We start from the raw sequence: 24,639 nt of genomic DNA, 5'->3' as shown, positions 1-24,639 counted from the left end.
TGATGATCATTTCTGGCGTCTACTTGCCGCGTTGAGCCCATTCACCTTGCTCCGTGTCCATGTGCGCCACCATTAGCAGGATAGGGGAAGCACATGGACGAGGCCGCAGAGATCACAGTTGAGCCTGAAGTAGAGCCAGTCAAAGTTGTAAGTATTCACAGTACCGTCGTCGCGAAGCTGAATCTCGCGGATTATCAGAACGCCGTTCCCGTCATTCGGGAGCTTCGTGTCATCAATGAAACAGCGATCAAGTACAACGATTTAGTACTGACGTTGACGGCCTATCCTGAAGTCTTTAAGCCCAAGATCTGGCGCATTGATGCTCTAACTCCAAACGCGTTCATGCCTATCCCTGGTCATGACCTTGCTTTGGATGGCGCCTTACTTGGACGGTTGACCGAAGCCGAAAACGCCACGCTCACCTATACGTTGACAGCAGCAGAAACCTCTGCTGAATCTGGTCGGGCGGAAATCGCTCGGTTGGAGTTGGCATTAGAGCTGTTGCCACGCAATCACTGGGGCGGACTTTCTCACCTTCCTGATATGACCGCAGCGTTTGTTCAGCCGAATGACCTTGCTGTTGAGCGTTTGCTTAAGCAGGCGGCAGAGGTGTTGCGTCAGAGCGATAAAAACCCTGCGCTTGATGGTTATGCCGGCGGTGCGAAGCGAGCTTGGGAACTGACATCAGCCATTTGGGCCGCCGTTGCACGTATGAAGCTGGATTATGCGCTTCCTCCGGCCAGCTTTGAGCAAACTGGGCAAAAAGTACGTAGCCCTAGTCACGTCACGGAACATGGTTTAGCGACGTGCTTCGATCTCGCTTTGTTCTTCTGTGCGGCAATAGAACAGGCTGGTCTCAACCCTGTTTTGGTGTTCACAAAGGGGCACGCATTTGCCGGTGTGTGGCTCAAAGCTGAAGAATTTTCCACGACCGTGATCGATGACATCACAGCTGTACGCAAGCGTATAAAGCTCAAAGAGCTGATGCTGTTCGAGACGACGTTCGCAACTCAACACCCAGTTCCACCTTTTACGTATGCCACCGATCGTGGTGAGCAGTTGCTTGCGGAAGGGCAGGATGAAAACTTCCAACTACTGCTGGATGTGCGCAGAGCGCGCCTGCAACGAATTAAGCCATTGGCCAGTGCCGACGCACAGGTTTCGAAGTTGCCGACGGATGATGATCCGTCCGGTAAGTCAGAGCTATTGGTCGGTGTTGCCCCGGCACTGCCTGATGAGGCGGTTACAGTCGAGGTGGATGAGCGCCTGCTCGACCCAAAAGATCGCTTGGGACGGTGGCAACGCAAGTTACTGGACTTGTCGCTTCGCAATAACTTACTCAACTTCAAGGCCGGGAAAAAGTCGCTGAAGCTTGAGTCACCGGATCCGTCGGCTCTGGAAGATATCCTGGCGAGCGGTAAGAAGCTGAAATTGCTGACCCGTCCCGATCTAATGGATGGGGCTGATCCACGTGACCAGGCGCTGTACGAATTACGTGAGCGAGAAGATGTTCGTCGTCTCCACGCCCTGGATGCCTTGAAACGGTATGAGGTGTTTGTCGGCCTTTCCGGCACTGAAATGGAAGCACGGCTGATCGAGCTCTATCGTGGGGCACGAACTGCCTTGCAAGAAGGCGGCTCCAACACTCTTTACCTTGCTCTGGGTTTTCTCAGTTGGGAGCGAGCGGACAAAGGAGGGCAGAAGTACCGAGCACCGCTTGTCCTGATTCCTGTGACGCTTGAGCGCAAAAGTGCGCGTTCCGGTTTTTCGATGGTGCTGCACGACGACGAACCTCGGTTCAACCCGACACTCATCGAGATGCTTCGCCAAGATTTCGAATTGAATCTCGGTTCGCTTGAGACGGAGCTCCCTAGGGACGATTCGGGCCTGGATATTGATGCTATCTGGAAAGCGGTGGGGCGCGCGATCAAAGACATCGCAGGCTGGGAGGTCGTGGAAGACGTTGTCCTTTCCATGTTCTCCTTTGCCAAATATTTGATGTGGAAAGACCTCGCAGAGAATGCTGAAGCGCTTCGCGAAAGCCCGGTTGTTCGGCATCTCCTGGATACTCCACGAGATGCTTTCCCATCCGATATTACTTTTCCTGAAGCTCGGCGGCTGGATATCGACTTCAACCCTCGTGAAGTGTTTTGCCCACTGCCGTCTGACTCGTCGCAGTTGTCCGCTGTGATGGCGGCCTCGAAAGGAAAAGACTTCGTTCTGATTGGCCCGCCCGGAACAGGGAAAAGCCAGACCATCGCCAATCTCATAGCACAATCGGTGGCTCAGGGCCGACGCGTGCTTTTTGTCTCTGAAAAAATCGCAGCTTTGGATGTCGTTTACCGGCGTCTGCGTGAAGTTGGCCTGGGTGAGTTCTGTCTGGAAGTCCATTCCAGCAAGGCACGCAAAACCGATGTCTTGGCGCAGCTGCAGTCGGCCTGGGATGCGAAGGGCGTTGTGGATTCTGCGACATGGCATGCTGAAGCTGATCGTCTTCAAGCGTTACGTGAGGGCTTGAACACTTATGTAGAACGACTGCATCAGCGATATACCAATGGGTACAGCATCTACCATGCGATTGGGGTTGTCTGTGGCGGCGCAGCCATTACACCAATGAGCATGTCATGGTCATCGCCACATGCTCATACACGAGAGGACATGGCTGCACTGCGCGAATTATCTGATCGTCTTGAAGTCAATGCCCAGGCCATTGGCTATGGTGCGCTGTCGAGTCATCCACTCAGCCTGGTGTGTCAGGGAGAGTGGTCGCCTTCATGGCAGCAACAACTGGTTCAAGCGGCGCGAGAAGTACTCCCTGCGGCGCAGGCTGCAATTCGGGCCGCAGAAAAATTCAGCGCGGCCACGAGTTTGCCTGTCGTGACATTGGTGCCCTCAGTATGCAACGGGCTTTCACTGCTTTCGTCGACGTTGCCGTTAGCGGCGGGTCATGATTGGCGGTTCGTGTTGCGCCCAGACGGTCGCATGATTGCGCAACGATTGGCTGAAAGTAGCGCACTTGTAGAGAAGCATCGGGCGCTCTGCCAGCAACTCTCACCGGTGTGGGCCATTTCGGCAGTCAATGCTGCTGAAAAAGGCCTCAGCCTTTTGGCAAGACGCAGGGCACTGATGTCGCAACTCAGTCCCGCATGGCCAGTGCAGACGTTTGAGACGTTAAGCCAAGCAATAGAAATGCTTGAGCTTATCGCTGAGGTCACTCAGGAACTCTCTGTGGCCTACACCGATATCATCGAAACGCTTGATGTTCGTGAGCTTCTCGCAGATTGGCAGGCGGCCGAGCAGTCGTTCTGGCCCAAGTCTCTGATGGGGACGCGCAAGGTCACAAAGACGCTCGCAACCGCCGTCTCCGGTGATGCGGAACCTGATGTGGCCAAAGACCTGCGCTCATGGATTCAGATCCGTGACCTGCGCGATAAGCTCGACGCCTTGGAGGTCGGTGATTACTGCGCTCAAATCTGGAGAGGCGCATTATCGGTTGCGCAGCATCTTAAGGCGGCCATTCAACTGCGTCAGGCAATGTTGTGCCTGGCGTCGGACGAGCCTTGGACAGACACCGCCTTTGATGTGATCGCCGAAGGGCATTGCGGTGAGCAGCTGAAATCAGACCTCTCGCACATGCGCTCCATTGTCTTGCTTGACCAAGAACTCGCCCCCCTTCACCTGGGCGACCTCACAGAGGGGCTGTGGGCTGGGCTTAACACCGACTCAAAACTGTTGTTCGCGGCTATCGCGTTTCAAACCGAGCGTCGTCCAGTGATCGAACACGGAGCAGTTGAGGGGGATCATGGGGTAGTGGCCGCCGGCCAATGCGGCAAGACTATGCAGGCAGACTTGGCAGTGCTCCAACAACGCCACCTCGTTGAAAAAACGCTGTCTGAATTTGATGATCTGACTGCGGTTACCTCCGGGCTGTGGACGGGTCTTAAAACCAAAGTAGACAAGGTCTCCGACGCGGTCGCGTTCCAAGCCAAATTGGCGTCGGCACTTGCACAACTCGGCACTACGCCTGAGCTCGTCTCCGCTTATCGCGGAGCGATACAGGTACTGCTCGGCGACGCCAATGCACTGCTTGAGCCTGAGGGTGTGGTTTGCCAATCGGGTACTGAGTTGCGTCAGTGCTTTGAATCACTCCGTAAACGCGTGGATGTTCTGGCGACAGCAGGTCGCTTCTCCGAATCAGGGCAAGCGGACATCCAACAACTGACGCTTGATGCGCTACTGCATCACTGCGAAGCCATCGTTCGATCTGAACCAGGTGTTCGTGCCTGGTGTGCATGGCGCAAGGTGAGGGAGGAGGCGATCGGCGCCGGTCTCGCGAGCCTGGTTCAGGCAATGGAAGAGAGTCTCGTAAACCCCGGCGAAGTCCGTCTTTCTTTTGAAACCAATTACGCGCGGTGGTGGTTGAACGCCGTCGTCGACAATGAACCCGTCATTCGTGGTTTCGTCAGTGTTGAGCATGAGCAGCGCATACGGGATTTCCGAGCATTGGATGATCGCTTCACTGCACTGACCCACGATTGGTTGCGGGCACGTCTATGTGCGGATCTGCCTAATCCGGAGACTGTCACCCGTTCTTCGGAATGGGGTGTGCTCCGTTATGAAATGGGCAAGAAGACGCGTCACTTGCCGCTTCGGGAGTTGATGTCGAAGATCCCCGATGCACTGACGAAACTGACGCCGTGCATGCTCATGAGCCCACTGTCGATCGCTCAATACCTGACGCCCGGGGCAAGTGCTTTCGACCTCGTCATCTTCGACGAGGCTTCGCAAATTCCCGTCTGGGACGCTGTAGGAGCCATGGCGCGTGGTAAACAAGTCGTAATGGTTGGCGACCCTAAACAGCTTCCACCTACATCCTTCTTTGATCGAGCAGAATCAACGGCGGATGATGAAGACGTTGAAGCCGATCTTGAGAGCATTCTGGATGAGTGCATCAGCGCGAACCTGCCGATTCGCCACCTTAACTGGCATTACCGCAGTCGCCATGAAAGCCTGATTGCCTTCTCAAACCAACGCTATTACGAGTCCAAACTCGTGACGTTCCCATCACCTGTGACGAACGACCGTGCCGTGAAACTGCACGAAATCGCGGGCGTCTATTCCAAGGGTGGGTCGAGAACAAATCTGATAGAAGCACGTGCAATCGTTGCTGATGTAGTTGGTCGTCTGCGCTCACCAGGTTTTCGGGAAAGCAAGCTGACCATAGGCGTGGTGACATTTAACGGTGAGCAGCAGAAGCTTATTGAGGATCTGTTAGACGAAGCACGTCGTAATGAACCATCGCTTGAGGCTTACTTTGCTGACACTGAGCTTGAGCCTCTGTTCGTGAAGAACCTTGAGAGTGTTCAGGGTGATGAGCGAGACATCATCTATTTCTCGATTACTTACGGCCGCGATGCAGCGGGTACTCTGGCTATGAATTTTGGCCCTATCAATCGCCCTGGTGGCGAACGTCGATTGAACGTTGCGATAACTCGGGCCCGACACGAACTGTGCGTCTTCGCTAGCTTGCAACCTGAGCAAATAGATCTCACGAGGACACAATCGATTGGCGTACGTGACCTGAAACACTTCCTGGAGTTTGCCCAGCGGGGGCCTAGAGCTTTGGCTGAAGCGGTCACCGGCAGTGTCGGCGGCTTTGACAGTCCCTTCGAAGAGGCTGTGTCCGCGGCACTCACAAGCCGAGGGTGGCAGGTGCATACTCAAGTCGGTGTTTCAGCATTCAGAATCGATTTGGGCGTGGTAGATCCTGATGCGCCGGGCCGTTATCTGGCAGGTGTGGAGTGTGACGGGGCTACCTATCATCGCAGCGCTACGGCGCGCGATCGAGACAAGCTGCGTGAACACGTGCTGCGAGGTCTGGGATGGGAGATTTTGCGTATTTGGTCTACTGATTGGTGGATCAATGCCGTCGGCACCGCTGATCTTATTCATGAACGTCTGAACGCTTTGCTCGTTTTAAGTAGAGCTCAACGCGCCGAGCATGAAGCCCGAGAAGAGGCTGCACGCCTCCTGGTTGAAAATGCGGCAGTGGAAGTCATTGAGGTAATCGAGGAGGTGATAGGTTCAGTCACTGAGTCGCTGACAGTCGAAAGTGCCAATGACGAAGGAAAAGCTCCTCAGAACCAGCAATACGCAGCAATAGCCTTGGCACCCCAGACAGTAAGCACCTCACAATCGCAATACTTCCCGGTGGAGCTGGTTTATTACCGAGAGTCTGATCCTGCTTCAAGCATCCAAGGGGTGAATCCGGATGCTTTTTTTGAGTCGAGTTATTCAGGTGTTTTAAGCGCACTCATCGAGCATGTAATTAGCGAAGAAGGGCCTATTCTCGATGTGATTCTTGCTCGGCGAGTTGCCAGGGCTCATGGGTGGGTACGTACGGGTTCCAAGATTCGAGAAAGAGTGTCCGCGATGGCGAAGAACACTCACCGCGTGACTGTTGATGATCTCGGTGAGTTTTACTGGCCAAGCCGTCATCCTGATGTCTCGACTCTTGTCTGTCGTAGACCTGTTGATGAGACGGGTATCCGACCGGTTGATGAAATCTGTAGCGATGAACTGTTGGCTCTTGCTCGCGAGCTTCGTGCCAAAGGCAAAGCAGGGGAGGCATTACTTCACGCTATGGCAAGAGAGCTGGGACTTCAGAAGCTGACCGCCTCTAGCCGACTGAGGCTCGAAAAAGCGAGCAACGAGCAGGAAAAATAGACTCGTTGTAAGCCCCGGGGTTAATACAATGGTATCAACTCTGGGGCTTCCCAATCGTGCAGGTATCTATAAACAAAACGCACTGCGGTGGGGCGCTTCTCAAATTCGTTTGCCCAGCTTATTTTCTTGTTGGTGTGCTGGAGTTTGTGGCAGCCAATGAGAAATACCAGTCAGCATAAGGTGTGTTGGCGACGAAATATCTATTGAAATCAGGACTGCCATCGTCCCACCAAACAGGCCCGCGCTCACCGAGCGCCACCTTGTTCTTCTGCACCTGTGCTCTTGCCACCGACAACTGTCCTGAAGCGACGGAAGCTTTTGCTGCCTTTACTGCACGTCGTGCTGCCATGAGTTCATTGACGAGGCGTTGTCGAACATCTTCTTTCAGCAATGGATTACTGCAACGCCACAACTGCCCTTTGACTACGAAGTAGCGGCCATCAGGTGTTGTTGAATTCATCTTTGAATCTCCATGATGCCTTTGTAAGGTAGTAACGCTCTTAATAGCAGACGCTTCTCGTCTCATTCCTCCACACGTGACCATGTGCCGGCGCGCTGATTCAATTTATCGGTCGAAAGGCGAATGGGCCGCTAACGCTAAAATGCAAATTGCAGTTTTTGGTGTATTGTTAGGAGACTAATTACATAGAGAACTCCCAATGTCCAAGCTCGCAGAATTCCGTCAACTCGAGAAACACCTGGCCGAGCAACTCCAAGCGCTCGAAGCCTTAAAAGGTGATGCGGGTTTGAAGGCTGAAATCGAATTCGAAACAAAGCTTCGTGCCTTGCTTGCCAAATACGGCTACAGCTTGAAAGACGTGGTCAATTTGCTTGATCCTCAAGCTAGTCGCCGCGCTCCAGCTGCTGAGTCCAAAGCTGGCACTCGCAAGCCCCGCCAAGTGAAGATTTACAAAAATCCTCACACCGGCGAAGTCGTCGAAACCAAAGGTGGCAATCACAAAACTCTGAAGGAATGGAAAGCTGAGCACGGCTCCGCGACCGTTGAGTCTTGGCTGAGCAAGTGATTTTGGTTTGAGTACAAAAGGGGCCGCTAAGTCCCCTTCTGTTAGCGTCTATTTTTTTCCTAGAACGTCGATGACGGGCTTTGCAACGGAGCGTCCGGCTCATTGACGAGCGTTTGGGGGCGAGGTGAATTCATAGCGCGGCTATTGCTATGGTTGGAGGATTCCAAAAGGCTCAGCTTTCAGTGTCGACTGTGTGTCCGATAGGGGAGGGTATCCCCGTAATGAGCGATGAGCTGGATCGACAAATACAAAATTTCCTATGCACCTCCATCCATGTGTTGATATCGGCAGTCGGGCGGTGAGTCCTCGCGTCTGCAGATCGGCTTGGAGGATGTTCAGGATCTGATTCTTGAACTCTAGAACGGATTTCGAGCGATTGAATCTGGTCGCTGCTAGCCCGACAAATGCACTGAGCTGCTTACCGCCAGCAATTTCAAGCGCCTGGAGTTGATGTTCAATCTAAAATAGGTATGCAGGTTCCGGTTTTCACATTGCTCATGGATACAAGAGTTTTGAATTTCTTAACATTGTTATTCTCAAAAAATAACTCCCGCGTGATGTTCGTATATTGCTCCATGTTCTGTACCAGCATAATAAGGACGAAATCGCATTCACCTGCGACGTAATAGCATTGCTGGACTTGCGGGCAGGCGAGAAAAGCCCTCTTCATGTCGTCCAACAAGTCGAGTCGTTCGGTCTCGACCTCAACCTCCGTGATTACCGTTAGGGTGTAACCCAGCGCATCAGCGTTAATCCGCGCGACGGTGCCCTGTATGACACCTTCCGCAGCCATTTTTTTCAGACGCCTGTTCACAGCAGCAGAAGAGAGGTTGACCTTTTCCCCTAGGTCGAGCTGCGAGATACCTGCATCGCGTTGTACTGCGTCGAGCAGGGCCAGGTCAAAGTGGTCGAGGCTCATGGACATGCATCCGTAATTATCCGGCGCAAATCGCCGTTAAGATGTAATGAAAGTTCACAATGGGCCCTTAAATCAAGTTTTTCATGCGTTGGAAGCTAATAGAATTTATCTACGATAAAACGATCGGCTGGCGGGATGATTTGCTGATTAACGGGAGATTCCGATGTACACGACGAGCGCACTGCAGTTGAACGGTTCATTGCTTCTGGAGCAAATCCAGGCGCTTGGGTGCTTGGGTGCGGATTCAGAACAGGGAGGAAGAACCCGTATTGCGCTGTCAGACTCTGAAAAAGCTGGGCGCGACTTGTTGGTCGGTTGGATGCATGAGCTGGGTCTGGAGGTGCAGGTTGACCGTATCGGGAATATCTTCGGCACCTTACGATCAGCCGGCGATTCCGTCGATCTATGCCCGCTGATGATTGGATCGCACATTGATACCGTGATCAACGCCGGGGCTCTGGATGGCTGCTATGGAGTGTTGGCTGGCTTGGCCGTCATTCGAGCATTCTGTGACGCAGGTATTACACCTCAGCGCTCTATCACGGTGGGCGCGTTCACCAACGAAGAGGGTGTGCGCTATCAGCCAGATATGATGGGTTCGCTTGTATTCGCCGGGGGTATGGCGGTGGACGCGGCATTAAACACTATTGGCACGGATGGCACGCGCCTTGGGGACGAACTCAAGCGCATCGGTTATGCAGGTACTCTTGAACCAGGGGCAATCATTCCTCATGAGTATATCGAGTTGCACATCGAGCAGGGGCCAATTCTCGAAGCCGAAAACACCTTGATCGGTGTAGTGGAGAACCTGCAGGGCATTTCCTGGCAGCAAGTCGAAGTTCGAGGCAATGCTAACCACGCAGGCACGACGCCGACTCACTTACGGCATGATGCGGGCTTTGTGGCTAGCTCAATTGTTGCCGAGCTCCGCGCGATTGCCGAGGACGCGGGCTCGACGCTCGCCACCGCAGGCTGCATGAAGTTCGAGCCGAACTTGATCAATGTTATCCCGCGTAAGGCGACCTTCACCGTTGACCTGCGCGACCCGGATGAGGAAATGCTGGTCAGTGCGGAAAATAGGCTGAGCACGTACCTTGCCAACCTGGCTGAGCAGGAAGGTGTGACCATCACCACTGAACGCCTTGTTCGATTCGAACCCGTTATTTTTAACGCAGAACTTGCCGATGAAATAGAAGCGTCTGCCAAGCGGTTTGGCTTCAGCCATCGTCGGATGACGTCGGGCGCGGGTCATGATGCGCAGATGATCGCCCGCGTGGCGCCGGCTGCAATGATCTTCGTGCCCAGCCGTGGCGGTATCAGTCACAACCCTCGTGAGCATACCGACGATGACCAGTTGATCCAGGGCGCGCAGGTACTGCTCGACGTGGTGAGCCGTCGCCTCACCGATTCCTGATTCCCCTATTTACTCCAGCCTGCTGAGGTCAGCTTCAGCGGTATGGGCTTCCTGTTACCTGTAGAAAGGAGCGCCGAATGTTTATTGTTAACCCCAAGGCCAGCCGCCTGCCGTATCCAGAATCTCTGAAATCGATCATGAGCATCGCCAAGGCCAACGAGAGCCGCCCGTGGCTGTCTCAGTGGTCTCGACTGAACGCTGGAGCAACCCCACTGTACTCTCTGCCTGACCTGGCTGAAGAGCTTGGAGTAGCTCAAATTTTTATCAAAGATGAGTCCGTGCGTTCGGTGCTGGGAAGCTTCAAAGCGCTGGGTGCCCCAATTGCATTGGTTCTCCTCATCCTTCGGCATTTCCCTGAGCAGCACTTCGATCCCCATGGGCTGTTGGAGGGTCAGTACGCTGATGCCTTGGCGGACTTCACCGTGATCAGCGCCACCGATGGGAACCACGGTAAAGGTCTGGCAGCTGCTGCTCAAAGTATTGGTTGCCGTTGCGTCATCGTGTTGCATGCGAATGTCAGTATCGAGCGCGAGGATGCCATCGCGGCCTACGGCGCGAAGATCATCCGTATCCAAGGTAACTATGACGAGTCGGTCGAGCAAGCGGCCTCGCTGGCCGCAACCAACGATTGGACTGTCGTCTCCGATACCTCCTATGAAGGTTATGAAGTGATCCCGCGCGATGTCATGCAGGGTTACGGAACCATTGCGGCTGAGATTATTGAGGCGACGGCAGGTGATGCAGCAAAACCTGCCTTCACACATGTCTTCCTTCAAGGTGGTGTCGGTGGTCTGGCAGCTGGAATTGTGAGCTACCTGTGGGAACAGTATGGCGAAGCTCGCCCGACTTTCGTCATGGTTGAACCCGTGCAGGCTGACTGCTTGTACCAAAGCGCGCTCCAAGGTAAACCGGCCAAGGCAACGGGCTCGGTGGACTCGGTCATGGCCGGTCTGGCATGTGGCGAAACCTCTCCTCTGGCTTGGCGTTTCCTAGAGTCCAGTATCGATTTTTTCATGACCATCCAGGACGACGAAGCCGTAGCGGCAATGCGTCGCCTCGCTGCCGGCAGCGCTCGGGATATCCCGCTGGTTGCGGGTGAATCCAGTGTCGCTGGTCTGGCCGGTCTTATCCGGTTGGTCAAAGGAGATAGCGCGGCGGCAGACCTGGGTATTAACTCCAATTCCAGTGTCCTGCTCATCAGCACGGAGGGGGCTACTGCCCCAAGTGTCTACTCCGATCTGCTGGGCGAGACCGATGCATCCGTCCTTGGACGCCAGAAGGCTTGGGCACCCGGAGGCTGATCATATTTGTACCTACACCTAAGAGTAGGAATCAGCCCCTGGCGGCTCCACACAAAAAACAATCGGCGATTCCATGATCTTGAATAGCAGGGAAGGGAGCAGGTCTGCGTTCGACATTGTGATTCCTCCGTGGAAGAGGAGAGCGTAGCAGCATGAGAACGGATGGAAAGTACTAACACCGTCGAGTCTTGGCTGAGCAAGTGATCTCTGTTTGAGTACAAAAGGGCCCTTCGAGGGCCTTTTTTATGATGCCAAGCATTGATATGCGTGAAACCACAACCTATTCAAAGTTAGTGGAACTCATGACTCCGGTATGTAGCAGACCCTTCTATCGAGCAACTGTCTTTACCTACCTCCTCAGGTGAAGCGCAACCTCACACGCTGTTTGCTCACGTCACATGAACCGCAGCCGTCGAATTACTGATATCTGATGATGTTTTGAAGTATGAGCGGGCCGCCCAATCCCAACAGCTTTCCGCCTTCATCGATCGTGCCAAGTGATATCGGGGCGAAGCCCAACTGATCAACCAGTTGGGTAACGCTCGTGTTGGCATCCAGATCTCGGCTCCATACAAATATCACTCTCTTTCCTCCCTCTTGCGCAGGATCCTTGGCTAGCAGTGCTGCGGGTAGCTGGTTGAAGGTTTTCACCACCCTGGCGCCGACGAACGCGCTGGCAATGACATCTGTCGAGGCTCGGCCGCCCAGCTCTTCGAGTGGCACGCCATACGTGTTCATCGCGTCTATGACGATCTTGTTGTTCCAGTCAGCGATCTTCTCGGCGATGTCCCGATGAGCGCTGAAAGGGATTGCCAGAATCACGATGTCGGCACCTAAGGCCTGTTCAAGGGACTGCGCGACGATACCTTCGCCCAGTTCGTTGACGAGCGCGGCGAGACTTTGTGTGCCACGAGTGTTGGCAATTCCGACCGGAATGCCGCTTCGCGCGAATTGGCGGGCGAGGGCGCTGCCTACTTTGCCGGAACCGATGATTGAATAAGTCATTTCTTAAGCCTCAGTAAAGATGGAAGGTAGGGGAGGTCATCACGCGCTGATGGCGGCAACGTCTTCAAGTGCGCGGGCGATAGCGGCGTCTTTGACCTGTGCACTAATAGCTAGGCCTTCTGCTCGGATGACCTTAGGTTCACTGATGCCGAGGAAGCCCAGCAGACCGATCAGATAGCTTTCCTGATGCTCAAGAGGAGCGGCAGGGCTCCCCGGGGAGTACATGCCACCGCGAGATGAGGCGATGTAAGCCTGCTTATTTTTCAACAAGCCTTCAGGGCCATTGGCGGTGTAGTGAAAGGTTTTGCCCACTAGCGCGATGCGGTCGATCCACGCCTTGAGCGGTGTAGGGATTGTGAGGTTGTACATTGGTGTACCGATGACAACGATCTGCGACTCCTGCAGTTCTTCCAGATAAGCGCTGCCCTTGAAGAGGTCTTCCGTAAGCTTGGCATCTGCGGCCCCGGCGCCCTGCCAGGCTGCAAGATGTTCACTGGAAAGATGCAAGGCAGGATCGCGCGCGAGATCCCTGTAGATCACGGTACTTCCAGGGTGCAGAGCTACCAGGCGCGCGACGATGTTGGAAGACAGGATGCGGCTGACCGAAGCTGCGCCCAAAATGCTGGAATCTAGGTGGAGAATTTGCATGGCTAAGTCACCTTTGTCGTGTGGGTTAAAGCGTCCACGAGAAGATGAGGCTCTTTAGTACATCTGAAAAGACGGTATATTGAGATGGGCAGTATCTATATTTGAGATGGTGCGGAGGTGCAATGCTCGACGGCGTATCACTTGATCAGCTCAGAACCTTCATCACAGCGGTGGATGAAGGCAGCTTTTCGGCGGCGGCCAGAAAACTCAATAGAGTGCAGTCGGCGGTGAGTTGCTGGGTCGGAGGTCTGGAGGATCAGATCGGCGTCGTGCTGTTCGACCGCTCCGGACGTTTTCCGAAACTAACGCCGCAAGGTGCACTGTTGCTAACGGATGCGCGCAACATCGTCTCTGGCGTGGACACCCTGAAGGCGCGCGCCAAGCTCATGGCTTCTGGGCTTGAACCGGAATTGTCGGTGGTGGTGGATGTGTTCTTCCCCACCTCGGCGATTACGGCGGTGGTCAAAGAGTTTGCCGAGCGCTTCCCGCTGACCCGTCTAAAAATGTTCGTCGAAGGCCTTGGCGCTGGCTATCAGCCTATATTGGATGGCCGTTGCAGCCTGGGCATCCTTGCATCGTTGCCCATCAATTTCCCCACCCTGTCCAGCGAGCGCATTGGCGAGTTCTCCCTGGTGATGGTAGCCGCCGTCGACCATCCGTTGTCACGACTCAGTGGCAAAATCTCCAAGCGCGAACTGTCCACGCATATTCAGTTGGTTTTAACCGATCGCTCGGAAATGTTGGCAGGACAGGATTATGGCGTGATGTCGCCACTGACTTGGCGTTTGGCCGATCTTTCAACCAAGTATGCTTTTCTGAAAGATGGTGTGGGTTGGGGCAGTATGCCGTTGCACATGATCGAGCAAGATTTGGCGGCGGGCAGCTTGGTGATGCTGGACGTCGAGAGCATTCCCAGGGAGGGGGTAAAGATCGATATTTCAGCGGTTCATGCAACCAGCACATTTCCAGGGCCTGCTGGGCGGTGGTTGATTGATCGTATCAAGATCAGTCCTATTGGTTAGTGTTTTTGCGAAAAAATCGAAAGCATGTAAAACCACTAATCCTGCTCGCTTGCTTAAGTACTGACACTGGATAGATTGCTGTGAGTGCACCTGCGTCGACCATCAGCGCGCTGCAATCGAACCCATAGACGTGCGCAAGGTTTTCGGGTGTCAACGTGGCCTTTGTAGAGCCGCTGTGTTTGCTCCGACGCCGAATTGAGCCAGCAGCTGAATATCACTGACCCAGTTTGGCGGGTTTTTAGAACTTTCAGGCTCTGTCCGGATGGCAACGACAAGACTAAGTCGTGCACTTTAACCGAGCTATTGGCCGAAAGCTGCCAGTCACCCAACCATTCAAAATGTAGCCGAAGCGCCTTATCAGTTCGTACTGAACTGCATCCGCCATCCGGGTCAGGGATGGCAGATGCACGTTACCCTCAACTTTGCGGCGCGCCACGCTCAACCATCGCTCGCCATTCCTGCACGCTCGGTCTTTCTTGCATCCTGGCGTGCCATGCCCGCAACGCGTCACATTCATCAGGCACGTGGAGTTTGACCAGCGAAGCGAAAATCATGCCCCCCAGAACCGCAATATCGGCCATCGAAAACTTGTCACCGGCAACAAAGGGCTGATGTTTGAGTAGGCTATCGAAATAGTGCATGCCCCTGACCGCCTTGTCGCGCATGCGGCCACCCCATTCGGCGTTTTGATAAAGCTCAACCTGCGGCCCAAGGCCCGGGGTAGCGTGATGGAAGTACACGCTGACTGCATCGAGAAACTCGATTTCAGCACGCTTGGTCATCATGTGGATGAAGCCCTTCTCTACAGGCGTTTGCCCAGTAAGGGTGGGGCTACCATCCAGTGCGTCCAGGTACTGAGTAATGGCCATGCACTCCGCAATGAACGTTCCTTCATTCAACTCCAGTACGGGTAGCGTTCCGGAGTAATTGATGGCCAGAAACTCCGGTTTCTTGTGTTCGCCTGTCCAGAGGTTGACCGATACAAATTCGATTCGGGAAAGCATGCCTTTTTCTGCCAAAGCGATGCGCACGCGAGCGGGGTAGGGGCCATCGAACCAATCGTGGATTTTCATCATAGGGAGCGTGGCTGCGTCTAACTGCGGTTTTGAAGAGTTCATAATAATTACCTGCCTGTCAGTTGGTAGGCAAAGATTGGGCGTTTGTTTTTGCGTTGTCAATACCTGCCTTCCAGTTGGCAGTTAGCCAAGGCTGCGAGTAGAATTCGCCTAATCGGACAACCTGAGGACACAAACGTGAGCGTGAACGCGCGGGAAGCCATCTTAGAGGCTGCGAAAACGGCGGCGCAGAGGCATGGATACAACGGCATAAATTTTCGAAGCATCGGTGAAGAGGTGGGGATCAAAAACGCGAGTATCTATTACCACTTTTCGAGCAAGGCCGACCTTGGCGTCGCAGTTGCTGCACGCTACTGGCAAGACACCGCCAGCGTTTTGCAAGAGATTCGCGAGTCGAACCCCGATCCGATTCGTTGCCTGGAAATCTACCCGTCGATCTTTCGAACATCGCTGGAAGACGGCAACAGGCTGTGTCTGTCCAGCTTCATGGCAGCAGAATATGAAGACTTGCCCGAGGAGGTCAGGCGCGAGGTCAAGGCGTTTGCAGACATCAATGTGAAGTGGCTGACGGAGGTGCTGGCTGACGCAGGAATGGGCAGCGCAGAAAGCTGTGAACGACGTGCCCGCGCCATTTACACCTCCGTTGCCGGAGCTCAATTGATTGCCCGGACTCGGCTCGATATTGGCCTATTCGATGAGCTGATTCTCAGCTACCGGGAAGCGGGGCTTATTCCGACAACGCAGCCCTGACGCGTTATGGCCGCTTTTCAACCCTCAGCTGCCTGTAATGAAGAAATCATTCCGGCGTCATCAGCATTTCGAGCGTCATGTTTATGAACTCCTCGTCCCTGCTGATCGTGTCCAACGCACCGCGAACATTCCCTGCGACTTCTGCTGAGCCGCGTTGCTCAACCCTTGAGCTCCATGATTGCCGCTTCTAGGGCGAGTTGGTTTTCGTTGATCTTGAACAGCAGGGAAGGCAACAGGTCTGAATTTGGCATCGCGAATCCTCCGTGGAAGAGGAGAGCGTAGCAGCATGAGAACGGATGGAAAGTACGGACACCGTCGAGTCTTGGCTGACCAAGTGAATTTGGTTTGAGTACAAAAAAGGCCCGCAAGGGCCCTTTTTATTGCCCATAGTTAATGGCATTTCGTTAATGGCATTTCACTGCAGAAAAATCTGCTTGGGATTTTGAAGGGATTGGGAAAGTCGACATTGCGAATCACAGAGCTGGCTTGACGTAAGCTTGCTTGGCGATGGTTCACCATTCGTCAGTAAGGGGCCGTGCCCCTCCTTGACAGCCAAGTCGTCTGGAGAAATACTCGTCACAAGATTCATATAGATGACTAGATAACAAGGTGAATAAAGTCGATGAATTCTCTATCCAGTGATGTTCGCCTGCCACTTTACCAACGCCTGCGTGACCACTTGGCTGAGCAAATCGCCAACAATCGCTGGCGCCCGGGAGAGGCCATTCCCACCGAAGCGGCGCTTTCAGCGGAATACCAACTGTCCACTGGCACCGTGCGCAAAGCGGTCGACGCGTTGGTCAGTGAGGGCATCCTGGAGCGACAGCAAGGTCGAGGCACTTTCATTCGCCGGCCGCAGTTTCAATCGTCGCTGTTTCGTTTCTTCCGTTTTCAAACCGCTGCCGGCGAACGCCAGGTGCCGGAAAGTCGCATCCTGTCCATAGAGCCGGTAGCCGCGCCCTCGGCGGTGGCCCAGGCGTTGGGCCTGCCTGTTGAGTCGCCGGTCATTCGCATAGTCCGGGTTCGTCTTCTTGATGTTCAGCCCGTGCTCGCAGAAGAAATCTGGCTGCCGCGTAACCGCTTTGAGGCATTGCTAGAAATCGACCTGAGTAACAAAGGGCCGCTGCTGTATCCGATCTACGAAGAGGTCTGCGGGCAGGTTGTCGCCTATGCCGAAGAAACGCTCACTGCCGAATCCGTGAATGACGTGCATGCGCGATTGCTGCAAGTCCCTGTCAACAGCCCGGTGGTGGTCATCGAACGCTTAGCGCGCGATTACGCCGGTGCGCCGCTGGAGTGGCGTCGTTCTCGCGGGCATGCCGAGCACTTTCGCTACAGCGTGGATATTCGCTAACCCATGCCTGGGTAGCGGATCACTCAGCGACGGCTCGGTCGTTGCTGGTTTCATTGTTTTGATTGTCATGACTGGCCCCGTAGCGGCGCGGTTCGCTCTCGGCTGCCTCACGTTCCACCTATAAGGATAAGAATCATGTTTAGCTGGTATCGCCAAGTCACTCCTCGGGAGCGCAAAACGTTTTGGGCCTGCTTCGGCGGATGGTCGCTCGACGCGCTGGAAGTACAAATGTTTGGCTTGGCGATTCCGGCTTTGATCGCCGCTTTCGCCCTGACCAAGGGCGATGCGGGGTTGATCAGTGGCGTCACCCTGGTCACGTCGGCCATCGGCGGTTGGGTAGGGGGAACGTTGTCCGACCGGTATGGCCGCGTGCGCACGTTGCAGTGGATGATTTTGTGGTTCTCCTTTTTTACTTTTCTCTCCGCATTCGTAACCGGCTTTAACCAACTCTTGATCGTCAAGGCGCTACAGGGTTTTGGTATCGGCGGCGAGTGGGCAGCAGGTGCTGTATTGATGGCCGAAACTATCAATCCGCAGTATCGCGGCAAAGTAATGGGTACTGTCCAAAGCGCCTGGGCCGTGGGTTGGGGGCTGGCGGTGGGAGTGTTTACGTTGATTTACTCCTTTGTGCCGCAGGACATGGCTTGGCGTGTGATGTTCCTTGTCGGGTTGCTTCCCTCGTTCCTCATCATCTGGGTACGCCGAAATGTCGAGGAGCCCGACAGCTTCCAGCGCCTGCAAAAAGAAAACGCAATACCGCAAAGTTTCTTTAAATCCCTGTCTGGTATTTTCCGCCCCGAACTGATCCGCGTGACGTTGTTCGGTGGTCTGTTGGGCCTGGGTGCCCACGGCGGATACCACGCGGTGATGACATGGCTGCCGACGTTTCTCAAGACCGAGCGCAACTTGTCTGTGTTGAACTCTGGCGGCTACCTAGCGGTGATCATCTTCGCCTTCTGGTGTGGGTGCGTGGTCAGCGGGTTTTTGATCGACCGTATTGGTCGTCGCAAAAACATCGTGCTGTTCGCGCTGTGCTGTGTCGTCACGGTGCAGTGTTATGTGTTCCTGCCGCTGACCAATACCCAGATGCTGTTCCTGGGGTTCCCGCTCGGCTTTTTCGCGGCCGGTATTCCCGCGAGCCTTGGCGCACTGTTCAACGAGCTGTATCCAGCGGATGTGCGCGGTGCCGGTGTCGGTTTCTGCTACAACTTTGGCCGGGTGCTCTCTGCCGTATTCCCGTTCCTGGTCGGTCACATGAGCGACTCCATGTCCTTGGGGTCGGCGATTGGCATCGACGCAGGGATTGCCTATGGCGTGGCGGTGATCGCGGCACTTTGTCTGCCGGAAACCCGTGGACGCAGCCTCGAAGCTTCGAGTGCATCGGTGCCAGCAACGGTCAACGGCAACGAGAGTGCGCGGGCCTGATGCCCTTTACCTTCTATAGATGAACGCTATGACTGACACCTGTTCTACGCCGATCACCGGCATCGACTCCCATGCTCATGTGTTTAGCCGTGAGCTGAATCTGGTCGGTGCGCGGCGCTATACCCCTGATTACGATGCCACGCTTGAGCAGTATCTGACGCACTTGCACGCTCATGGTCTGAGTCATGGCGTATTGGTGCAACCGAGCTTTCTCGGCACCGACAATAGCTACTTGCTGGCGGCGTTGAGGCAAGCGCCGGATCAGTTGCGAGGCGTGGTTGTGCTGGAACCAGGCGTCAGTCGCGCCATGTTGAATGACATGGATTACCTGGGCGTGGTCGGCGTCCGCTTGAACCTGATGGGTAAGGCGTTACCTGATTTTCGTAACAGTGCCTGGAGAGAGTTTTTCAGCCACATTGCTGATCTTGACTGGCATGTCGAGTTGCATCGGGAGGTAAAGGATCTGCCGGGACTGATCCATCAATTGACGCCGTTCGGTTTGAAGTTGGTGATTGATCACTTTGGTCGGCCAGATGCCAATTCGGGCGTCGATCAGCCCGGGTTTTGCGAGTTACTGGAGTTGGGATCGAAAGGTTCGATCTGGATCAAGGTATCGGGAATCTATCGTTTGGGAGGTACGCCGCAACAGAACATCAATTTCGCTCGAATGGCATTACCGCTGCTGGAGCAAAGTTTCGGCCTTCGCCAGTTGGTGTGGGGCAGCGACTGGCCGCATACGCAGCATGAGCAAAGCATCGGTTTCAGCACCGTAGTCGATCAGTTGCAAGCCCTGAAGTGTTCGACGCAAGTTAGCTATTCGCTGCTAGTGCAAGCTCCTCGAAGGTTATTCGGTTTTGCAAAAGGCGAAAGCTGAAATTTACGCCTGCATTTGCAGATGACCATTCATGTCACCCTTTAAACGAATACATACAGAACGTTTGAAGTGCGACGTTGCAGTCAAACCTCTCGTGCCGCATCGAAAGGTTCTGCGTAACAGCAGCTATTCCAATTACAAGAGAGTGGATTCCATGAACACGTCATCCAATGGCGAAGTTGAAAGCACCCAAACGATGCTTGGTTTATCGCGTGCGCAGACAGGCATTACGGTTTCAAACTTCTCTTTCAAATCTGAGTGCAGTTTGAGCGCCAGCCCAACCGAGATCCTTTCATGACTCCTTTAGATATAGACCTCTTACTGACCGCATTGGTGAGCGTCCTGGTGCTGGTGGCGCTCATCGTGTCGCGTCTCAAAATGCACCCGCTCCTGGCCTTGCTGGTAGTTTCCGTCGGCGTTGGCTTTGCAACCAGTATGGAGCCAGAAAACATCGTCTCCCACTTGATGACCGGCGCCGGAAAGACACTGGGGGCAGTGGGGGTCGTAATTGCGCTTGGAGCGATGCTAGGCAAAATTCTTGCTGACGCAGGCGTCACAGAGCAGGTCGCCGAGGTCATCCTCAGGCGAACATCGGATCGGATGATTCCTTGGGCCATGATGATGGTTGCATTTGTAATTGGCATTCCCATGTTTTTCGAGGTGGGCTTGGTGATCATGCTGCCGCTGATATTCAGCGTGGCGCGAAAGCTGGAAAGCCAGGCTCGCTTCAAAGGTTCAGCGTATGTGTATGTGGGTGTTCCGGTGATTGCGGCACTTGCAGCCATGCACGGGATGGTACCGCCGCACCCTGGCCCCTTGACGGCCATCGCCGCGCTCAAAACCTCGGTTGGGCCCACAATGCTCTATGGCTTCATTGCGGCTATTCCTGCAATGATTTTAGGCGGCCCGCTTTATGGCGCATTCATTTCGCCGCGCATGAGCACTCGGCCCGATCAGGTTTTGCTAGATCAGTTTACCCTAGCTGAAAAAGCCGACGATCAACCAAGCACCAGCGTATGGCTTGGCGTGCTGGCAGCCTTGCTACCGGCGATCCTGATGCTGATTCATGCCGTCGCTGAGATGGTATTACCCAAGGGCAATGCGTTCCTGAAAATGGCTAGTTTCTTGGGCAATCCCCTGATAGCCATGCTCCTAGGCGTGCTGTTCGCAGGGGCAAGTCTGGTACTCGCGCGGGGCGGCGATGCGGGGCAGTTGCGCGAATCCCTGGGCAAGAGCCTCAAGCCAATCGCCTCAATCATCATGATCATCGCCGGCGGTGGTGCCTTTCAGGAGATGTTGACCAGCGCCAAGGTGGGCGATGCCATTGTGCACCTGACTCAGCAGTCTGCGTTCCCTCCGCTGATCTTGGGTTGGTTGATCGCGATGTTGCTCTCTGTATCTACCGGTTCTGCCACTGTAGGTATTGTTGGTGCTGCTGGCTTGCTGGCACCGCTTGCAGGTGCTGATCCCAGCCTCAACCTGCCTCTGCTTGCCTTGTCCATAGGCTGCGGCTCGCTGTTCTTCAACTATGCGAACCATGCGGGCTTCTGGATGGTGAAGGAATCCTTCGGCATGACTATGGGCGAAGCCACCAAGACCATTTCGGTGGTTCAATCCATCGTAGCCGTGGTCGGTTTGATTGTGGTGTTGATATTGAATGCGGCTGTCACGGTAATTTGAGTCTGCGACCGTTGAGCCCTGGCTGACCAAGTGATTTTAGTTTGAGTACAAAAGGACCCTTCGTGGCTCTTTTTGCTTGATGTGAATGAGGTGATATGGACTCAGGCATTGCCTCGGATATGATCCAAGTCTTTCCCAAAAACGAGGTGGCATGGTCTGCACTTCACCGTACGGCGCTAGAGAAAATATTTTATCGCAACAGTGGTGATCGTCCCCACCGTGAACACCAAGCAGAAGGCCAAAGCCATCGTCTGCCAGAAATGTACAAGCGGTACGAAGGGAGATTCGCCGGTAGCCTTGCTGGTTTGATCACTGAGGCGCATCGTCTCGGCCCTCAACTGGGCAACTTGGGTGTGAATTTGTTCAAGTTCACCGGGGATAAAGAGTGGGCACGACATGACTACCACCAACCAGCGGAGTTAGGGCTTGGGGGCATTTTATCGCTAATTTGCTGTAGCTGTTGCGCTTGTTGCGCACGGGCGAGCTGATCTTGCCGGTAGTAAAACGCCGCCTCTTGGTTAGTCTGTTGCTGACTCGCCACACCGGCCATGCCGTTGGCGAACTGCGCCCATTGCGCCATGGTAGCGGGATCATTTGCACAGCCGACGAGCGGAAGGGTGACGAATAGGGCGAGTAAGAGGGTTTTCATGACGAAAGGCTCCGTAGCTTGCGAAAGTATTTCGCAAATAGCACATAGCCACTATATGCGCAGTTCGCCGCAGTTAGGCAGCTTTTCCACCGATATTTAGAACACTTCGCGCTAACCTCTCAGTAATTGGAGGTGAAAAGACACGCCTTAAAATGCCTGCGTGGCCGCTTAGCAGCTACATAACGATAGCCTTCACCGCTATTGAAGAACTTTGATCAAGGTTGACTGACTTCCTCTGGGCCTGAAGCTTCCTGCTGTTTAAGTGAGAAAACGGCTAGAACGGACGTCTAGATCGGCGATTTGTGGGCAGTAGCCGGAATGATCGAATTCTCAGTTATGATTAGATGGTCATAGCGGGCTGCTAAGGCATCGCGCAGTGTGCATCGGTCGATCTCATCTAACTCGCTTGCTGCACTGATGAGCTCCAGTGTCAGGGTATGCAGGCGCGCCACGTGATAGGCGAGCCCAAGGCTGATCTTGTCCTTTCTATGTTGGATGATGGCGTAGACGATGTTCCTCGGAGGTATTTCTCTGGAGGCCCACTTGCGCAGCCTGCCTGCGGAAATGCCTTTTGGCCTTAGAGTTCGTACTGCCAGCTTCTGCTGAATCTGCACAGCTAGGTGTTCCCAGGTATTAACGTTGTAGCTGGTCTTGAGGCACTCCATCCAATACCGCAGTGGGTGATTGAATTGCAGCGGTTCACGGAGCAGGTTTGTATCAGCACCGCAGACTGTGAGGATCTTGCTAAGCGACACTAGCAAGTTGAGCAGGCGATCTACCAATCGAGCGGTCGGTTCGTCGAGTCCCAAGCGGGCGCGAGCGGCCCACTCGTGTGCCGTGATGCAGCACTCGTGACCGCAGCAGGGCAGCTTCTTGGATGAGTCATCTTGGAGATGTGGGTCGCACCACCTAGTAAGCCCTCCAGTATCTTCAATCCGAATCGTACCTCCGGTGCTAGGGAGCCTTGCGGTTCTCCGAGTGGGGTCACTGGCACTATCAGTTGGAACAGTCCCATATTTCGCTGGATACTTGCCAGAGTCGTAGGGGAACTGGAGTAATTGCTGCGGCGGACGTTCTCAAAGTTCTTGGCGCTCACACCCAACGCCTTTCGGATGGACTTTTCTATGCCGAAATCCATTACCGCCTGCGCAACGATGTCCATTCCGATCAGAGTGGTACCAGGAGCACGGTACGGAAACCAGCGGCTGAAAGATTTGATAGGTCGGTATAGGTGAACAGGTTGGTCAGGAAAAGGGGCGATAGCCTGGCTGACCTCCTGAACTAGACTCCGAAAGGTGGATTCATCCATTTGAAGGTCACGTCCTAAAGGTTTTCCGGTCGACGGTACAGGCGCGGACTTGGATCAGGCGAGGATCACCACTCGCACCATCAGCCGATGTGCGCGATACACACCATCATCTGACAAGGTACCTCATCATGTCCAAGAAGACTTCTCCTACGCCGGCTCCCAGTCCTCCCAATAAGCCTGGCTGGCCCAGCAAGAAACCCGGTAAGAGGTCGGGTAATAAACGTGATAACGACGTACCGAAGACTAAGTAGTCGAGAGTGATATTAAGGGCTGCGCCGGTGTTGTCTGGTTTAGAGTTTGTTCAGGGAGTACGAATCTCTGAGCGAGGCCTATCAGTGAGTGAATCGCCTTGGTTTTTACATATTAACTTTAAAGTCGTCGATAGGCCGGTTTGTAGATCAATCAAGTCGGTGTGTACAACAGGCTAGTACCAAGAAATGGGAGAAAAAAATGTCGAGCAATAGTGACCGGGATAACCGCTCCAACCAGTTGAATCCGAACAACGATACCTACTACAGTTCCAGGGGCAGCAGTAGCGACCGCTCTGATGACGACGATGACGGTGTCTTTCCTTACAGCAATTGCAACAGTTTCACTTCGCCGGGATGGAGCAAAATCGAAATGGAGGGACATTACGGGATAGGTGTTGTTGACCATGATGGCCAAGCGCGATTTGTAACCTTCTCACTCACGACCAGCACTCTTCAGCAGCACGCCTATGTAGGGAGGGCGAGACTAGAAGACTACCTTGATATTTTTTGTGCACACGTCCGACGACTCTTCGTGAGACGCCAAAAGAAACAGCTGAGTATGTTCTGCATTTTCGATGGCACGGACAGTCGGTTGCCATGGCATGTGCCCCTCAACCGAGAATATCCTGAGAAGATGCGAGAGTTTCTTACCCACTGCAGGAGTGAGGTGCGGCGAAAAGTTGATCAGAACATTACGATTGAGCAATTACGTACTGTGCTTCAGCCTCCGTATGAGGATTGGGGAACTTTCGAGGCTCCGGGACGAAATGCTCCTAGTTTGAGTTTTGCCTATGAGGAGCGTTGCAATAAGGCAATCTTAGCCAATCCTTTATTGAGCACATATCAAACAAAACGGGGAAAGATCAATTTTCGCAGTTTTCGACAGTCCCTTCTGGCCGCTTTCTACCTGTAACGAGAGACAGAAAGCGATCAGAAGGAGACTTAGGGTTTACCTACAGTCGCTGTACATTCCTACAAAAAGACATTTTTCAAACGGGTTGGCCAGTCATTACGCCGTCAAGTTAAGCAAATCAAAAACCACCTTCGCAAATTTACTGGCTTTATCAGATTTGTGAAAGCTCGCAGACGCAGTTCCATTACCCAGGTAGAAACTCCGTCAGTGACCATGCGGCTCTTGAACACAACCTCGACAACGCAATCAACTGGACGCGCGGATCGGCTGTGCCGGCCCTAGCCGCCCTGGTAAAAAA

Annotated in this window: 18 protein-coding genes and 1 pseudogene; 11 read left to right on the top strand and 8 right to left on the bottom strand. The window is 54.1% G+C overall.

What is annotated here, in order from left to right; translation table 11 throughout:
• Positions 1 to 93 precede the first annotated feature (93 nt).
• Positions 94 to 6,726 (top strand): anti-phage protein ProA, encoded by a 6,633-nt coding sequence (proA, locus tag BK665_RS19725; protein WP_123408306.1) that lies wholly within the window; start codon positions 94 to 96, stop codon positions 6,724 to 6,726.
• Between the two features lie 118 nt (positions 6,727 to 6,844).
• On the opposite strand, the gene BK665_RS19720 is transcribed toward proA, so the two are convergent.
• A complete protein-coding gene (locus BK665_RS19720) occupies positions 6,845 to 7,186 on the bottom strand; it encodes a hypothetical protein (RefSeq protein ID WP_123408305.1) in 342 nt (113 codons plus the stop codon).
• 199 nt (positions 7,187 to 7,385) lie between these two features.
• Here BK665_RS19720 and BK665_RS19715 point away from each other — a divergent pair, with 199 nt between their 5' ends.
• Positions 7,386 to 7,751 carry a histone-like nucleoid-structuring protein, MvaT/MvaU family gene (locus tag BK665_RS19715; protein ID WP_123408304.1) on the top strand — a complete coding sequence of 122 codons (366 nt, stop codon included), beginning with the start codon at positions 7,386 to 7,388 and terminating at the stop codon, positions 7,749 to 7,751.
• A 454-nt stretch (positions 7,752 to 8,205) separates the two neighbouring features.
• On the opposite strand, the gene BK665_RS19710 is transcribed toward BK665_RS19715, so the two are convergent.
• Positions 8,206 to 8,670 carry an Lrp/AsnC family transcriptional regulator gene (locus tag BK665_RS19710; RefSeq protein ID WP_123408303.1) on the bottom strand — a complete coding sequence of 155 codons (465 nt, stop codon included), beginning with the start codon at positions 8,668 to 8,670 and terminating at the stop codon, positions 8,206 to 8,208.
• A gap of 163 nt (positions 8,671 to 8,833) precedes the next feature.
• Between BK665_RS19710 and BK665_RS19705 the strand changes: the two genes are divergently transcribed.
• Positions 8,834 to 10,084, top strand: a complete 1,251-nt coding sequence (locus BK665_RS19705) for a Zn-dependent hydrolase (protein ID WP_123408302.1) — start codon at positions 8,834 to 8,836, stop codon at positions 10,082 to 10,084.
• Positions 10,085 to 10,161: 77 nt separating this feature from the next.
• Positions 10,162 to 11,385, top strand: a complete 1,224-nt coding sequence (locus BK665_RS19700) for a diaminopropionate ammonia-lyase (protein ID WP_123408301.1) — start codon at positions 10,162 to 10,164, stop codon at positions 11,383 to 11,385.
• Between the two features lie 417 nt (positions 11,386 to 11,802).
• Here BK665_RS19700 and BK665_RS19695 read toward each other — a convergent pair whose 3' ends face one another.
• Positions 11,803 to 12,390 (bottom strand): NADPH-dependent F420 reductase, encoded by a 588-nt coding sequence (locus tag BK665_RS19695; protein WP_123408300.1) that lies wholly within the window; start codon positions 12,388 to 12,390, stop codon positions 11,803 to 11,805.
• A gap of 39 nt (positions 12,391 to 12,429) precedes the next feature.
• Entirely contained in the window at positions 12,430 to 13,038 is a 609-nt protein-coding gene (locus BK665_RS19690; protein WP_123408299.1) for an FMN-dependent NADH-azoreductase, read from the bottom strand.
• A 122-nt stretch (positions 13,039 to 13,160) separates the two neighbouring features.
• Between BK665_RS19690 and BK665_RS19685 the strand changes: the two genes are divergently transcribed.
• Positions 13,161 to 14,060: a LysR family transcriptional regulator gene (locus BK665_RS19685; protein WP_123408298.1), complete on the top strand. Its 900-nt coding sequence runs from the start codon at positions 13,161 to 13,163 to the stop codon at positions 14,058 to 14,060.
• 416 nt (positions 14,061 to 14,476) lie between these two features.
• Here the strand turns inward: BK665_RS19685 and BK665_RS19680 are convergent, their stop codons facing one another.
• Entirely contained in the window at positions 14,477 to 15,133 is a 657-nt protein-coding gene (locus BK665_RS19680) for a glutathione S-transferase (RefSeq protein ID WP_185076587.1), read from the bottom strand.
• A 180-nt stretch (positions 15,134 to 15,313) separates the two neighbouring features.
• On the opposite strand from BK665_RS19680, the gene BK665_RS19675 reads away from it, so the two are divergent.
• The gene (locus BK665_RS19675) at positions 15,314 to 15,886 is read left to right on the top strand and encodes a TetR/AcrR family transcriptional regulator (RefSeq protein WP_123408296.1); all 573 of its coding nucleotides are present in this window, start codon (positions 15,314 to 15,316) and stop codon (positions 15,884 to 15,886) included.
• A 46-nt stretch (positions 15,887 to 15,932) separates the two neighbouring features.
• Here BK665_RS19675 and BK665_RS19670 read toward each other — a convergent pair.
• Positions 15,933 to 16,137 (bottom strand): annotated as a pseudogene (locus BK665_RS19670) (hypothetical protein).
• A 371-nt stretch (positions 16,138 to 16,508) separates the two neighbouring features.
• Between BK665_RS19670 and BK665_RS19665 the strand changes: the two are divergent.
• The 4 genes from BK665_RS19665 to BK665_RS19650 all read left to right on the top strand — a co-directional run bounded on the left by BK665_RS19665 (position 16,509) and on the right by BK665_RS19650 (position 21,219).
• Complete coding sequence (locus tag BK665_RS19665; protein WP_123408295.1) at positions 16,509 to 17,240, top strand: GntR family transcriptional regulator; 732 nt, start codon at positions 16,509 to 16,511, stop codon at positions 17,238 to 17,240.
• Positions 17,241 to 17,375: 135 nt separating this feature from the next.
• Entirely contained in the window at positions 17,376 to 18,665 is a 1,290-nt protein-coding gene (locus BK665_RS19660) for an MFS transporter (RefSeq protein ID WP_123408294.1), read from the top strand.
• A 28-nt stretch (positions 18,666 to 18,693) separates the two neighbouring features.
• A complete protein-coding gene (locus BK665_RS19655; protein WP_123408293.1) occupies positions 18,694 to 19,539 on the top strand; it encodes an amidohydrolase family protein in 846 nt (281 codons plus the stop codon).
• 294 nt (positions 19,540 to 19,833) lie between these two features.
• Entirely contained in the window at positions 19,834 to 21,219 is a 1,386-nt protein-coding gene (locus BK665_RS19650; RefSeq protein WP_123408292.1) for a GntP family permease, read from the top strand.
• A gap of 400 nt (positions 21,220 to 21,619) precedes the next feature.
• On the opposite strand, the gene BK665_RS19640 is transcribed toward BK665_RS19650, so the two are convergent.
• Both BK665_RS19640 and BK665_RS19635 read right to left on the bottom strand, forming a co-directional pair.
• Positions 21,620 to 21,868, bottom strand: a complete 249-nt coding sequence (locus BK665_RS19640) for a hypothetical protein (RefSeq protein WP_123408290.1) — start codon at positions 21,866 to 21,868, stop codon at positions 21,620 to 21,622.
• Positions 21,869 to 22,155: 287 nt separating this feature from the next.
• Positions 22,156 to 22,677, bottom strand: a complete 522-nt coding sequence (locus BK665_RS19635) for a hypothetical protein (RefSeq protein WP_148053239.1) — start codon at positions 22,675 to 22,677, stop codon at positions 22,156 to 22,158.
• 950 nt (positions 22,678 to 23,627) lie between these two features.
• Between BK665_RS19635 and BK665_RS19625 the strand changes: the two genes are divergently transcribed.
• Complete coding sequence (locus tag BK665_RS19625) at positions 23,628 to 24,341, top strand: hypothetical protein (RefSeq protein WP_123408287.1); 714 nt, start codon at positions 23,628 to 23,630, stop codon at positions 24,339 to 24,341.
• Positions 24,342 to 24,639 lie beyond the last annotated feature (298 nt).

The sequence above is a fragment of the Pseudomonas frederiksbergensis genome (genome assembly GCF_003732665.1).
In the GTDB taxonomy this organism is placed as follows: Bacteria; Pseudomonadota; Gammaproteobacteria; order Pseudomonadales; family Pseudomonadaceae; genus Aquipseudomonas; species Aquipseudomonas frederiksbergensis_G.
Note: the sequence above shows the minus strand (reverse complement) of the source record. Positions and strands in the feature narration are given on the sequence as shown.